4 protein-coding genes are annotated in these 17,085 nt (G+C 38.2%); all 4 read left to right on the top strand.

The window, feature by feature from the left end:
• Nucleotides 1–174 precede the first annotated feature (174 nt).
• From JM658_RS12020 to JM658_RS12005, 4 genes are read left to right on the top strand one after another with little or no spacing between them, the layout of a single operon-like run.
• Entirely contained in the window at nt 175–5,064 is a 4,890-nt protein-coding gene (locus JM658_RS12020; RefSeq protein ID WP_236959515.1) for a hypothetical protein, read from the top strand.
• A gap of 41 nt (nt 5,065–5,105) precedes the next feature.
• A complete protein-coding gene (locus tag JM658_RS12015; protein WP_236959514.1) occupies nt 5,106–5,510 on the top strand; it encodes a hypothetical protein in 405 nt (134 codons plus the stop codon).
• A gap of 14 nt (nt 5,511–5,524) precedes the next feature.
• Entirely contained in the window at nt 5,525–16,258 is a 10,734-nt protein-coding gene (locus tag JM658_RS12010; RefSeq protein ID WP_236959513.1) for a hypothetical protein, read from the top strand.
• 11 nt (nt 16,259–16,269) lie between these two features.
• Entirely contained in the window at nt 16,270–16,953 is a 684-nt protein-coding gene (locus JM658_RS12005) for a hypothetical protein (protein WP_236959512.1), read from the top strand.
• Nucleotides 16,954–17,085: the final 132 nt, after the last annotated feature.

The raw sequence follows: 17,085 nt of genomic DNA, 5'->3' as shown, positions 1-17,085 counted from the left end.
GCATGAATTTGGGTGTTCCATGTGACTGTTGAAAAACAAATAAAAAATATACACATGAAAGAACATATAAAAATAAAGATTATCACCTGTGCCTTGTTCTTTGCAGGAGTTCTCTTTGCACAGCAATTAAACGGACAATCCATGGGTAAATATACCAACAGTACCCCAATCGGGGTGCCGACAACGGGAAATACAACCTCAGGATCCTTGAATTTTATAACTCCATGTACTACCTCTTTTGAAGTAGCAAAAGGAAATGTTTGGCTTCGGTTAGACCTTGGAGAAGATTATGAATTGGGGGACCAGAGTAGTGGTCTGGAGTTTACGATCACCGCAAATGTTGATCTGACCGTTAGAACAGTTTCAGGGACAGAACCTACTGTGAGTTTTGAAGTGGTCTTAACCAATGATAAACCTGAAGGGGTGATATATCTTAATCTAGACCAATATATCGATGCTGCTAATCCCAGTACAGGACTGAGCTATGACGGGAATTCAGTAACCTCGGTTTTGGCAACTATCAATAGCGTTACGGAATTGAATGCCAATACTGATATTATAAATAGAGTTCGCATCGGGTTGTATAATGAGCTGGATTATAAATTAAAAGTAGATTCGAATACTATTAGTAATTTGAATTATACAATTTCAGAAACAGATAAGGTCGTACATTTTGATTGGGATGATACCTGTCAGGCACCTAATTATGAATTTCAACTATTAAGACTTTACAATAAAGATGCCCAGTATGTTACTGATGAACATGAGATAAAAACAAATATTGACTGGTCAAAGGCACTTACTTTTCAGACCGAAAGCTCGGCTACTGAAATCGACATTACCATAGGGGAAGGACAAGGGTATTATATATGGCGGGTAAGGCCAATAGGTACTTTCTATGAAAACGGAATAGGGAACTCTAAAAACTGGGGGCTATGGAATACTTCGATCTATACCACGGATAGTTATGTTATTGATCAAGCTGCTGAGGATTCGAATAATGACATATTCTTTTTTACTGATCCTGATGACCAAACCAACTACCAATACAGTAGGGTATTTACCGAAGGGAATAAAATAAGCGAACAGGTAACTTATGCAACTACCTTAAACCAGGTAAAACAGACCCAACGTTATTTTCCCTCCAAGGATTATAAAATTGTTTCTCAAACGGTTTTGGATAATTCAGGAAGACCAACCTTAACCACGCTTCCCGTACCGGTGGAGGGCGAAAAGATTAACAAATACAAAAATAGTTTTGTGACTACCAATGCCGAACTATACCGGGCGAAGCATTTTGATCAGGAATCAAATTACAGGCAACCTGCCATAATCGATGCAACAGGAGCCTTTTCTTATTATTCGGGCGCAAACGCTGATAGACGTGTTCCGGGTGCTGAAGGATATCCCTATACCCGTGTTATTTTTAGTAATGATGGTACCGATAGGGTCGTTGAGCAATCTGGGGTAGGCAAAGCCCATATGATAGGCGATCAGGGCAATAGGCAAGGGAGAACGGTGAGAACCCTGTATGATACCCCTACGGCCGAGGAGTTGATAGCCCTATTTGGGGACGAGGCCCCCAATCATCAGGATGTGGCAAAGGTAATCACCATTGATCCAAACAATACCTCTTCAGTGGCTTTTATAACAAAAGAAGGGCAAACCATAGCAACGGGTCTTACCTTTAGTGATGATGAAGATGTTTTGGACAAAGTAAACTCGAATGCCGTGGTTGCCGAAAAGACAGATCAAGTTACTAATAATATAAAGATAGACGGAGGGTTTAAGTCATCAAAAAGATTAACCATTCTACAGGATTCGACAAGTATAAATATCGATTACGTGATAGCTAAACCTGTGTTGGAAGGATTATGTCATAATTTAGAAATCGATTTGGATTATGAGCTTATAATTGATGTTTTTGATGTTGCTACAGGTACTGTTGTTAAAAACTTCAGTAAGCCTAGTATAGCGCAATACCTAAATAACCCCGGAGATAAAAGTATTCATATCGATTTTGGAGAGATTACCTTACCGGAAGGTTCATATTATGTTCAAAAAACCTTAAAACCTAGTAATTCGGTGACTGCTGAATTGGTTTCTTCAGAGGATAATATCCGCAGACTTATAGAGCCGTATTTTAATTGGCTGGTATCGGCACTAAAAGAAGTGGATTGTGAGGAGGAAATGCAGTACCTGTATAATGACCTTTTCTACTACGGGCAAAAAGTATACAATCAGCAATTGGCTGCCAATGATGGAGTATTGGAATTTGATTGTACGGATTGTTCCGGAATTTCTACAGTATTTAAGAAAAAGGATCCTTTGGATGCAGAAGCGCCTGATGAATTTTTAGATTATTATGTTGGAAGGGAAGACCAGTATGGAATCAACATTCTTTATTTTGATGAACAGGGAGACATACAGTCCATTGATTATGCTACCGTAAGCAATCTTGGAAATATTAAACCGATAGAGGTGCAATTTACCACTCCTTGTTGTAGTTTTAATGTGCCGGTTGTCTTTACTCCTCCTTTTAGAAAGCCGAGTCCGGAAGCACTTGAAGCCTATAAGAATGATGCTACGGCTGCCGGTCAATTGAACAATGCCATAAATTATTACAATCCTGCTTCAAATGCGATAAATCCAAATCCGAATTTTTTAACAGACGAAAGTAGTAATTTACAATATACACAAGACTCACAAGGCAATGTGACTTTTCAAAACAAGAATGCCTATCCCATAGATTTTGAGGGATATGCTATTTCGATGTTATACGAGTGTCAAAGCAGTGCCAATCCTGATTATGATATGGAAGAGGCAAAGGCCACATTTTATAGTCATATGCGTGGATGGCATGAACCAGGATTATTTAATCAGATGATCTATCATATGGCTACCGATAGCTATGGGCAGAATGGTTGTAAAAATAGGTTTGATGGTTCTGGTGAACGTTCTACCCCCGATATCGGTTCGATAAATAATCCAGCTCCAGAGGATGGATACCACATCTGTGATATTGACGAGAGTCCGGTTTATTTGGAAGGAGCTCAGTATTCCATGGAGGAACTGGCTAAGTGTTGGGAACCTATTGTTATCGAAATGGTAAATAAAATATGTGTGGAGGCATATGAAGCAGATTTTGATCAGAGTACAAATATATCCAGTAATGTGGATGATCAGGATGTTAACAATGAAGATATACATGATGACCATTTTGATGATAATATTAAAAACTTTATTGTTCGGTGGATATCAAAAAGAAAGCTGAGAAGAAAAGTAAGAAAGAAAAGCATAGGTACATCGCCCGATATTAAAGATGAAGTGGAAAAGTTTTCCAATAATATGGTCAATGCCTTTTTAAACTGTACAGGATATGTATTTGCAGATATCGTGGATACAAATAATCCAACAAATAATTTTACTGAGTTTACAGCTGATTTTGACGGGGATGTTTCGAATGGGGAATATAACAAAGAACGATTAGTAGATGGAAGTATTGGCTCAGATTGGGCATATTTTACCCTAGATCCGATAACACAGGGACAAGAATATATACAGCCTCCGGGAGAAGGAGAGCCTGAAGAAACCGGAATCATCAAAGAAGTCTTTCCCAATTTACAGGATCCGGTATATGCATTTAAATATTATCATTATATAGCCGGAACTTTTCCCGATTTGGAAGGGGAAACGTGTTTTAGGGACCCAAATATTTGTATTGATCCACAAACGGGAGAAAAAGTCCCTTGTGCAGGTGGTACAGTGGAAGAGCCTGTGCCTTGTAACTTCTGTGGCTTGGGATATATAAGCTGTCCTTATACTCGAGAATCATGGAGTTGTGATCAGCGGTATACGTTTTATGAAATGATCAAAAATTATCAGGAGACATCCGAACCAGAAGGGGTTCCGGTTACTTGTGGGAATTATTATGAAGCAACTGCCTATGTCCATAATCCTGATTTTGGTAAGGAGTATGATTCTATCGCTGATAATTCAAGTGATTTTGAATTGCGATATACAAACTTAGATCTTCCTTTAGATACTTTTATAGATCTTCCGTATTTATCAGAAAGTTTGATTACCACTTATGTTTCCAACAAATCCTTTGCAAACCTTCAAAGTGAAGGAGGAGTTGTAGAATTAACGGATATCAACGGAGATACCCAAACTAATGGGGTGAGCATTATTGAAAACGATGCTTACCATATGCAACAGGAAGGAATACAAAAATGTGAACAGCGGCGAAACGAATTCAGGCAACAAATAATCAAAGCTTTTGAAGAGCGCTGCTATGTGATTGGAGAATGTAAGATTGATCCGAACGATAATATCATACCAGAAGCCGACATTGAGCTTATGGTGGATCAAATGGTCGAACAATGTAAAGCGCAAACAGCCATCACTACCTATAGCTGCGTGGATGAACCTTGCCGATTGATTACCAAATCCCCGTATGAGTTTGGGAGCAGTCCTGAAGCCAGTAATGACTTTAATACCTCGTATATAGATTATGGGGTTAGTGGACCGATAGTATCGGGTAGATCTAATAGAGAAACACAGACTCTAAAGGAAATTGATCCATTAACTGGTGATGTGGTGGACTCCGGGGAGAGTGCTATTGTCACTAATATTTCTGCAACGGGAACTCTTGAGAAATATGAATATACTTCATCGCCTTCCATATGGGATATGCGAAGATCACTTACTTATGCTGAATATTCCAGATGGATACAGGCAATGGAATGGGATATCCAGCTGGATGTACCCAGTAAATGTGATGCACAAGGAAATTACAATGCAGATTTGACCTATGATTCTAATGGATTACCTGTAGAACCTGTATACGTTCAAAATGAGCAAGGTCTTTGGCTAGAGCAAAACTTTGAAATGTGTGATATGCCCTATATTTCCAGGGACAACCCTACTGGACCCGGGGATACGTTTGTGGAACGTGATGCCTATATAAAAAATAATACAACTCCGGTTACACCAGAAGATTCGAGTTTGAGTGAAGAAGTTGAATCACCAAAAACCGGAATTCACATAACAGTACAACCTTAATAAAAATCTAAACTTATATAAAGACATAAAAGCATACTATCATGAATAAGATCATTTTTTCTGTACTAATTATAGGTATTTGCCTTTTTGCTATGAGTAAGGTATACGCTCAAGAGCCTCATACTTTTGATTATCAAATTGTAAAGGTGGATAGCTTGTCTTACACGATTTCGATGGATTTAAAAAGTCCGGAAAATGTACAGTTTATCGAGGTGCGTTTAATGAAAAAAGGTTCTGATGTAGGGTATTATATGGCTTCCTTAAACAAGAAACGCGATGGGAAATATTATCTGTTTTATGACAATAATGAATGGGAGACTAGCCTTAATGAAATGGTATTTACTGTAAAGGATAAGTATGGTTTACCTACTGTTGATGAAGCATTGATTAATTTGATGACAGAAGATTTTATCATCATTACCTCCAAATCCCAACCAGTACACTAAATAAAACCCTTATCATGCGATACCTATATATATCTTTCTTACTTATATTAATGTGGTTGCCGGCTCAAGTATTCGGACAGTCGGATACAAATTTATTGATAGAAACCAATGCTTCCAATGCAGTAACCCTGTGTGGGGATACGGTAAGTTTTACAATTACAATCACAAATTCATCCTCTGATATTGTTTCGGGAATTAGTTTTCAAACCGAGTTCCCGGAGGGAATTAGCTTGACTAATTCTCAATATACAAATACAGGAACCACAACCTCACCGGTATTTGCTATACCGGACATCCCTACTGATAGTAATACTAGTTTTACCTACGAAGTTAAGGGAGATTGTTCCGTGTTAAATGGCTTCAATGATTCGACGGGAGATGAAACCGAATTTAATGTAGCCAATGTCAATACGATTGATTATTTAATAGGTGGGATACAAGAAAGTTTTTCAGGAACATCTGAGTCTTATAACATTCGGTTTGCTGAATTGGAAGCTAAGGTAAGCGATGATGATGTGAATGTCTTTTTTGGAGTATTAGAAAAAGATACGAATGGTACCGTTTTCAATAGGGAAATAGAAGTGAGGAATTCTGGTTTGGGGGCATTATCTTCTTTTACCTTTTATGTAGATATCGACAATAGGATAACTTACAATGCTTTGACGCTAAATGGAATCACCTTAACCCCGGATGGAACTACTACCTCCCCGTTAAATCCCGATTTTGACAGGGTTACTTATACCATTAATGATTTTACCTCTATAGGTGATAATGATGCGCTGTTTGAACAGAATGAAATTATGACTTTTATTGATAATGTAGCTCTTTTCCCAGGTGATTGTTATTCAGCTGCTTTGGAAACAAATTATATAGTAAACTGGGGGTGTAAAGATACAGTGTGTAATGAAGGTGATCAGGAAGCAATTACAACAAATTATATAAAATTTGTTGAAGGGAGGCCTTCACTTAGATCTGTACCCACTAACCTAGGCGTTTTAGATTCTGGAAGCCTATGCGGAGATCAAATTGTACTGGGAGAATATATAATTAATAATGGTTATGGAAATTCGCCTGTAGAGGCTGATACTGCTTTTGATATAAGGATTAGAGATGCTTATTATAAAGATGTTACTATTACAATTGCAGGGATAAATTTTCCTAATGATAGTAGTACTGGCAATGATTATATAGCTAATTTAGGTAATAACCCTTTATTGACGACTGACCCTGATGGTCCAGGAATTGGGTTAGAGGATGTAGATAAGGATGGTTTCTATGATGATTTACCAGTTGGGAATTCCATTGCTTTTCAAGTTCAATATAACGGAGCGTGGATTCCAGATACATATACTGCAAATGAATCTTTCAGTAATTTTTCTTTGACACCAAAAGGAAATTCTTGTCAATCATATGTTGGTTCTTATGGTATAGGCAGTTTTAGGTATTATCTTCGTGATAGTTCTGCTGAACAATTTGAAGCTCCGTCTGAGCTATCTTCAGGAGATACTGCTACAATAATCTTTAATGGAGGTAAAAGAATAGATCAACAACCCTATTATCCATATCCATTTAATTTTGGGGGATATTATGCAGAAGTAAAACTTCCAATAGGATATGAAGTAGTATCAGCAAATAGGTACTCCACGGAATTATCATTTGAAAAAGTAAATGATTTTTATCGAATCTATGATGCGGATGCGTATTCTCCAATTACTTTAGAAATCAAAGTTAACTGTATTGAAAGTGCTGCTCCTGAAATTGGAGAGATAGAGTGGAATACCTTTTTAGATGCTTGTGGTGATTATACCACACTTGAACCTATTAGTATTACAACTAAAAGCCGTTCGATTTTTACAAATTATAATAATTGTTCTGGTAATGGAGGAGGTGGAGGTGGCCTCTGCGATTTTACAACAACATCTTTTAACTTTGAAAGAAATACATTTGGTTATGAAGAGCCTGCTCCCGATACAAATGGAGTCCAGTATTATACTAACCAGCAATTACAAACAGCTCCAAGCGTTGATAAAAATACTACTGGTGTAGCTTTAGATAGAGGGTATCCATTGGATAATATTCTGATAAACTCAGAGGGATTGTTAAACCAAACTGATACACCAAGTACTCCTGATACTTTTGATACTTTATATTTTGAGTTTGCATATGAGAGATTGAATGAAGAAGATACAGGCTTATTTGAACACCAAGTTGATGGAACTTTGACTATTGATGGAAGTTCATTTATATTGACAAACCCGGAAATAAATATTTCAGAGGAAAGAATAACATATTTATATACTGTGGATGGTGTAAATATTTCAAATGCTACGGAAAAAACAATTAATGTTTCAGGTTTAGAATTAAAACTAAAGTCAAGATCTCAGCTAGGACTGGAAAGAGCAACATATCCATTAGAAATTCTAAGAGGTAGATTTTTTGGTAAAAATACATCTGGAATCATATCATGTTCTAAATCTTTTGGAGATGACTTTTCCTTATTTATCCCTCTTTTAGAGGTTTATACATATAACGCAGGGTATTTATGTGATTTAATTTTAGACACTCCTGGACGGATTAGACTAGGATCTGCAACAAAAGCAGATGACTTTCCGAATGAATACCGACCAATGATAATTTATGATAAATATACAGTGGAGCCTCCAAGAGATGATTTTCAAATTAGGGACGGTTATCCATATACAATATATACTAGGCAAAATGAGGAAATAGCAAATGAGAGCCATCGTTTTTTAACTTTAAATGATGATAATCTGACCTCAGGAACGGATTATACTTTTGAAAATCATATTGCTCCTGATATTGAGGGGATTGATTTAGATAGAGAGATTACAATAGCTTTTGATCCAATTTGCGATGAGGATTTTGTAATTCCTAGTAATTATGAAATACAGAACTTATTTCAGCTATATTATATAGACCCATATGAGAGTCAGGAACCTTTAATGTTAGAGAATACTACAGGATCATATTTAGATATTGACGTACCATTTGAAGTTAATTCTAATATTACTCAGGAAGGGTTTGAGGAAAGTGTAGAGTGGCCGGTAAGTATTTGTAGTGAGGAAACAATCAATAATTCATGGGTTGCAGTTGAATTGAAAGAAAATGACAATCGAACCAATTTAATTGGAGCAAGGAATCAGGATGACATTCTCCCAGTAGTTTTTTATGGAGAAATAAACCCTAATACAGGTTTAGGAAAGAATATGCTTATTAAAGTAGGACTTGTTAGCAGAGATATTTGTGAAACTATTTACCCTATAGCTTCTTATAGCTCATGCGAAAACGATGCAACTCAAAACATGGAAATAATTACAAGCAGGAGTTGCGATACCTACCCATTGGACGGGCTTTCCGCTGTAGAATTAGAATCAATTACTTCGATTAAAGACCCAGGCTTGCTGTCATGTTTGTTCAGAATGGATGAACAAGAGCTTACCCTACGTTATAAAACCGGAGGGATTTCCTGGGAAGTGAACCGCTTGGATGAGAATGTGGATTTATGTGAAGGAGCTTCTTATGAAGTAAAAGTTGTGAGCTCTAAATTTGCCAATATCTATGATACCGATATAACCATTGATTTGCCTCAAGGGATCAGTTTTGAAGATATCAACGCCATTTCTTATGCATTTGATGGGCAAACAGGGGTTGTCAATACGATTGATTTTGTTGAGGTAAATGGAAGATCTTATACCATAAAAGCTGCTGAATTGGTAACCGATTTGTTGGTAACAGCAGGGGTTTCAGGAATTGAAAGCGGAGACAATACCATTCCAGGAACACGGCTTCCGGGTAAAAACGAAATTACTTTTACCATGGACTTTATAGCAGATTGTACCATGGATCCGGGGATACCTATTAAGTTTAATTTGGATGGACTTACCAATTGTGGGGATATTGTAAATTATGCTTTTAACAGGCTTTTCCCTTTAAATAATATTGTACTTCCCAACTTGTCGGTGGATGTTAATGCTAGTGATTTCCTACAATGTAACACGCAAAACCAGCTTACCATTGATGTTACAAATAATGATCCGTTGACCGTAGATAATCAGGTTTTGGAAGTGGTGTTGCCATCCGGAACTTCTTTTGGTGGTGTAGTGGATGGATTTCCGGCTCCTGATCAATCGGGGAATACACTTACCTGGAATTTAAATGACCTAAATACCAATAAAAATCAGACATTTCAGATATATACAATTTTAACGGATTTTGAACAAACGGAATTTGAATACAACGCAAGCCTAATACAAACCGGAACAGGTGTTTGTGCCACCAATCAGCAGACCTGTAATCTGGATGTGACTTCTGCATACGGTAGTGGAACGGCTTCGCAAATAGCCTTACCGGATTTAAGCATAGAACCAGTTTCATCGGTACCGCTGTGTAGTGGAGAGAATATGGTTGTTAATGTAGTCATGGAAGGGGTTACGGATTATAGCGGATATGATTTTTCATGGAATGTAACACCTGTAGCAAGTAATGCAAATCAGTTTACATTCGATCTTGATAACAGTACCAATCTTACGGTTACCGTTTCACCCAATGGAAATAATAATGGAAATTGTAGCGGTTCTGTTTCTTATATGGCTGATGTATATCCTGGAGCTGATCTCACCATGACTTTGATTCAGGGAGTGAGTTGTAGTGGTCAGGCGGATGGAGCCGTTAACTTTTCTGTTGTGGGAGAGTCCGGAACTGGTTTTACCGAGCAAGACCCTTTTAAAGTTATTGCCGTTTCATCTTCTGGTAGTCTAACCGTAGGCCAGGAGCTTGCCAGCGGGACCAGTGTTCAAGTTGAAAATTTACCGGAAGGTATTTTCTCGGTAACATTGGAAGATAATTATGGCTGTACTTTTACAAAAACGATAAATGTTCCTAGAATTGGAACTCCAATATCTAATTTTTGTACGACCCTTTTACCTTGTGGTATTACAACCGGCGATATTGATCTAAGTTTTCAGACGGGCACTTCCCATACCGCAATTAGTGGTACCGCTTACACTGCTCAAATCATAGATACGCAATCAGGATTAAGTATATCTGATTTTTCGGGAACTTTCCCGGATTCCCAGGCCCAGACTTTAACTGATATGGAGAAGGGAAGCGTGTATCGTTTGGAAATAACAGCTGCCAATGGATGCATATATACCCGAACTTTTATCATAAACAGTTATAATGTAAATGCAGCTATTACCAATGATAATAACGATCCCGGATTTTATGAGCTATGTTATGCCAATGAGACCCGTGATGTGGTAATTACTGTGAGTGATAACATACCATCCTGTTCGATATTTACTGTTTCCGGTTATGATGTAACCTTTGGTGCGATCGATAATGAGGGTGCTTATATAGGTTCGCCGCAGACACTGAACAATGTAAGAGGGGATTTGGAATTTCCCGGTCTTGGAGAAGGAAAATATAAAGCGGAGGTGCTTCCAACAGGTTCAGCGAATTATCCAGGCGATATTGGACTTTGCGGAGATGAATTGACATTTGAAATTAATCAAAGGGCTCAATTCACTGCTGAGGTACAGACCACAGATCCTAGTTGTTATGGTACGGCTACCGGAAGGGCAGAGGTTGTCATTTTTGGAGGGTCAGGGAATTTTGAATATCAATGGAAACAGGATGGAGGAACAGAAATACTATCTACAAGTCATACCCTTACCGGGATGCCTGCCGGAAATTACCAGGTGGTTGTAAGTGATATGAATGGTTGTCCAAATCCAATACCACTTTCTTTAACCCTGGTAGATCCCGATCCATTGGACATTCCTTTTATTGAAGATGTTCAGACGGCCTGTGATGCTATTGCAGGATTGGAGTCCGGAGGAACTGCTGTAGGATATTCTTCCGGGGTGGCTCCCTATGAATTTTCTTGGTTTGCTATTGATAGCATCACTTCAAATAAAGGAACAGTTTCAATTTCCGAATCTTTGGTTTATAAGGAAATTGTTGAAGAAGGAGGCGTTTCTTCTTATATGGGGATTTCTCCGGGCGATTATAAAGTTATAGTAAAGGATGCCAAGGGTTGTGAAATTGAAAGTGTTGTAACAACCATTACACAACCGGATGTAACAAGACAGTATAATATTTGTCTAAGTTGGAGCTCTCCTGCCATAAAGGAAACAGTGCCAACCATCCCTCAAAGTATCGTTAGGTCACCAATTGATCCGTCAAGCTTTAAACAGGCCATTACCGCTCATGTGGAGCAGTGTATTGTAGAGGCGCAGGCAGTTACCCAATCCAGCATTGAACGTGCACTCACGGATATTGAATTATTAAAAGATACATTAAATCTTACATATACCCAGAACCCGACGGAGAATTATCATTTTACGCTGTATTATTACGACCGTGCCGGAAACCTGGTTCGAACGGTTCCTCCGGAGGGCGTAGTTATTGCTACAGACGGCAGTGGAAATATAGCAAGGGTTCCTACCAGTCATACCTATGTAACGGGATATGATTACAATAGTATTGCCCAGTTGGAAAAACAGAATACACCGGACGGGGGTACTACCAATTTCTTGTACAATGATATAGGACAGTTATGGTATTCCCAAAATGCGCGCCAACAGTCCGAAGGAACTTTCTCATACAGTAAGTACGATAACCTTGGAAGGGTGATAGAAGCAGGAGAGGCCAAACTTTCAGGTAAAATATTTCCGGATGACTTTTTAAGTGACGGACAGGCAGATCCTACCGTTGCTTTCAATTTTGTAGCTGAAGATAAAGCAGAATATATTGCTACTACCTTTAATGAAAAAGCGGAGGTTACATATCAGGGGAATGAGCAACGTTATTTAAGAAATAGAGTAAGTTATATTTACAACCTTGATAAAAATGGCGGTGTTTCTAAAACATATTATAGCTACGACCCACATGGAAATGTAGAATGGATAGTTCAAGAAGTTCCAGGAATAGGACAGACTACAGTAGCCTATTCCTATGATTTGATTTCCGGAAACGTCAATGAAGTAGTATTCAATAAGGGACGTGTGGATGAGTATCACCACAAATATGAATACGATGCTGACAACAGGATTGTAAATGTTCAAACTTCCAAGGATGGTCATTTATGGGACAAAGATGCGAGCTACGACTACTACCTCCATGGGCCATTGGCAAGAACAGAACTGGGAGAAGATAAAATACAGGGGCTCGACTTTACATATACCATTCATGGATGGTTAAAAGGAATCAATACGCCTAACCTAGCTCAGAATCCATACAGCCCAGATGGCAATGACGTACTCGATGGTGCCGGTAACGGTGCTCCAAAAGATGAATTTGGAATGGCACTTGGTTATTACCAAGGGGACTTTACCCGTGAAGGGGTGTTTGATAGCCGTTTAACGGCGGCCAATCCATTTGCCTTGGAAAATCAGGTGGCCGGGGTTTCCCAAAATCTGTATAACGGGAATATCAGCACATGGACCTCACAGACAAAAGCGGAAGCCGAAGAGCGCGGGACTTCGAGTTTCTTAGTTGGAAACAGCTATCGTTACGATCAGTTAAACAGGATCAAAGCAGCTACTACCAAGGCTTTTAATGAGGCGAGCCAGGCTTATGAAAACATGGGTGGAGAAGCAGCTGCTTTTGCTTCCAATTACACCTATGATGGAAACGGAAACCTACAATCCTTAAAACGATATACAGAAGACGCACAATTAATGGACGACCTGACCTATCATTATGACCTGACCGATCCTAATCAATCAAACAAATTAACCCACGTAAATGATGCAGTTGGACAACTGGATCCAATAATTAATGATCTACCAAATCAATCCAGCGGTAACTATCAGTATGATGAAACTGGGCAACTCGTTCGGGATGAGAGTGAAGGCTTGACCTATGTATGGAACACTTCAGGAAAAGTTTCTGAAATTATACCGGATTATACCGGGGATGCCGAAACGCAAAAAGTACATCTGAAATTTACATACGACGGTTTAGGAAACAGGATTGTAAAACAGGTAAATAGAATGCCTTATGATACCAATGGTAATGGCCCGGAAATTCAAAACCCGGAAGCCGTTGAGACTACCTATTATTCTTTGGATGCCCAAGGAAATGTAATGGGGGTATATAAAAGGGAAGATGAAAAGATGCTCCCTGAAGATCCGACCGATAAAACATATCGGGCCGTATTTAGTTTAATCGAGCGCCCTATTTATGGTAGCGACCGTATCGGGCAAGATGTTCATAAGGAAGAAGTCTTTAAAACGGAATATACCTTTGAAGGGGACAATGACTTTGCAGGTGTCATGTTGGAATTTAAGGAGAACATCAACAAAGTGGCTTACGGAAATATTTTGCTGGTCCAACGTGCCAGTGAAGTTGTTCAGGATACCTTAGGGAACCCTATAACTATTGCGGGAACAAAATTGGCCACTTCCGTGGTAGATAAAGCCATGGTTTCTTTGGAATACCAACCTCAATTGTTATCGGATAGTACCTTAGTGGCAGCCCAGTCAGAGAATAATATTTTCCAGATAGAGACCAGGGACGAACAATTACTGGGATATGGTTTGGTAACCAATAATTATTTAAGTGGGGAAGAAGACAAAGCAGCTATGTTGGTGTTCGATCAACAAGGCCAATTGATAGAAGGACTGGACTTAATCAATGCCGACACATCATCAAAACCGGATCCGCTGGCGAAGTCAATTGTACTACAGAGTCCAACTAATGCTAGTGAGTTTGTCTTGCTATATCGAACGGTAAATGGAGGTTTGTCCAAGGCAATTCTCACTACTGCCGGAAACACCTTGCAGGTAACGGAGGTGACTACCTTACCGTTTAGCAATTATGGGCGCCATATGGCGGTGGTGGAAGACCGCAAAAATGCAAAGGCATTTGTATATGCCACCATGCATGCGGGTGCGGTGGTGGATACTGCTGGAGTGATTGTCACCTCTCCACAAGCCAACCTCGTTCGCTTTAATGTAATAGCTTCCGATTCCATAGTTGCAGAAGGGGCCGTAACGGAAAGTTTTAACAGTTACAATACCAAAGGCGATGGCGAACTGCAAATAGCCTTGGACGGTAGTGCCATAAGTATGTATAATGCCACGAGCTTTGCCAGCCAATGGACGGAAGCAGCGGATTCTGAAGTAAGAACTTGGAAATTGGATAAAGAAACATGGCTGCCCATAGGAAACGAAGTATATACCAAAACCATTGGAGAAAATGTAGGTAAAGGCTCCTTGGTAAATACGGGCGATGAAATCTACTTTACCCAGTTTGATCAAAGTGTAACCATGGTAAAGCGAGCCTCTGATGAAACGATAATAAATACTTCATTGGGTGATATCAGGGCGAACAAGAACGAAAAGTTATATCAATTTGCGCAAAATACTAACTTTGGGGAAGAATGGAATTTAGCAGGAAGCTCAACGCTTACCTTAAACAACTTACCTGCAGGAGAAGGAACCACCGGTTACCAACCCTACCAACCCTTTACGGTAAAAAGTATGCTGCAAAGCGATGATAATGGTCTGGTTTACCGCTATGCTGGGGAGAAATATTACGAACTGAAAGACCATTTGGGCAATGTACGGGTAGTGGTAAGCGACCGTAAGGACTTAAATACCACGGACAACACCCTAAGTGCCCATGTAGAGAGTTACAATAATTATTATCCTTTTGGAATGTTACAACCAAACCGTACCTTTAACAACCCGAGTTATCGATATGGCTTTCAAGGACAGGAAAAAGATAATGAAATTAAAGGAGCAGGAAATAGTGTAAACTATAAGTATAGGATGCATGACCCTAGATTGGGAAGGTTCTTTGCTGTGGATCCATTGGCTGCTAGTTATCCATGGAATTCTTCTTATGCTTTTAGTGAGAATAGGCTTATTGATTCCAAAGAACTCGAAGGTTTGGAGAAAGTTACTTATACCAATGTATGGAAAGATGGTAATGGAGTACTTCAGACCAATAAATCCCATGAAAAAGTTATTCAAGAACTAGAAGGTGAATACAATGTTAGAAGGCATTTTAATGCATATGGTCAGGTATACAAACTAGAAATAAGACAGGTTTATTGGAGAGTTAGAGGTGGACCTTTATATGAACTTTTTATCGGTAATATAAAAGAAGCGAACAGGAAAGAAGCAGAAAAAAATGAAATTTACCCTTATTATAAATCTACATCATGGAAAAATAAAAGTTCTGGAAAGGATTATACTGGTAATTACATTGGAGATGCTTTTCTTAAAATTTTAGGAGGAGATATTGTTGTTGATGCCTTTAACGGGGATAAAAAAGCTCAAGAAGAGTTATTGATTTCATGGCCATTGTTTGTTATTCCTGAGGGAAAAACTTCTAATCAAGTCGATAATGTTCTTAAGGGGAGTAGAAATCCCAAAATTAAAAAGGCTATAGAAGCAGGAAATAAGTTCCATTATGATGTCTTAAATGGAGGTTCTGGAGAATTTGGTCCATCACAAATTCAAAAATTGTTTCCAGAAACAGAATTTAAGTTTACAAGAAGAGGTCAATCTGGAGCAGATATTGAAGTAATTGGAGGGAGACACCCCTCGGAGTATCCAGGGTCATGGTGGTCTGAAAATAATAATTTTGGTGACTTCAAGCCAAATAGCCTATCTGGAAAGAGAACATTTAAATCTGATGTAAGAAAGGGTAAGTTACCGGAAGATACTGAATTAGTAAAGTATGGAACTGAATCAATGAAAATAGAGAATTAAAATATAAATTTATGAAGAGTGTTTATGATCTTTTGTTAGAAAAAAAATGGTTAGAGGCTTGTGAATTAGCCTTTAATAAATATGAGAAAACTGGAAACGTTTTTGAACTGAAGAGAATACTTCCTGCTTTAGTGATCGAAAATAAATTTCAAAAAGTTCATATAGTGGTTGAAGAAATATGGAAAAATGAAGGAAAAATTAGTGAGAATGGCTTTATTTGGAAAGCAATTGCTAGTGCCGGTGTAAATCAGTTTAATAAAGCTTTAAGTTTTTTAATTGAATCAAGAAAAGCAAAATATTCTGATCCAACAGGTGGAATTCAAGTTGAGACTATAATTTATTCTCTTAGTTCTTTTTGTAATGACCAAAAGCTTAAAGTTGATAGTGAAAATAGAATACAAAAATTATTAAAATCAAATAATAGGTCTATGATATGGCCAAAACCAATAGGTTTTTTTATGTTGAAGGAATTTACATTAGAAGAAAGTTATAATTACATTGAGGAATCCATAGAGAGTTTGAGAAATAAACAATTGGCTCAATTATTTTTTTATGCAGGAGTCCTTGAATTCGAAAATAAAAATATTGAAAAGTGTGTGTATTTTTTCAATGAATGTATAGGTTATGAACCTCAGGCTTTTTTTATTTACGAGTATCACTTAGCTAATATCTTGAACGGTTATGTTATAAAATAGACTAGAAAGTAAGACCCGCTCCGAAAAGTCACCTAACTTAGCGGATTTACCTACCATGGTAGGAGAGATAAAAATTAAAAATTCAATTAGAAATAAACTAAAAAAGAATAACCAAATAATATAAAATAGCCC

Origin of the sequence: Joostella atrarenae (genome assembly GCF_021764745.1) — a bacterium.
Taxonomy (GTDB): Bacteria; Bacteroidota; Bacteroidia; order Flavobacteriales; family Flavobacteriaceae; genus Galbibacter; species Galbibacter atrarenae.
Note: the sequence above shows the minus strand (reverse complement) of the source record. Positions and strands in the feature narration are given on the sequence as shown.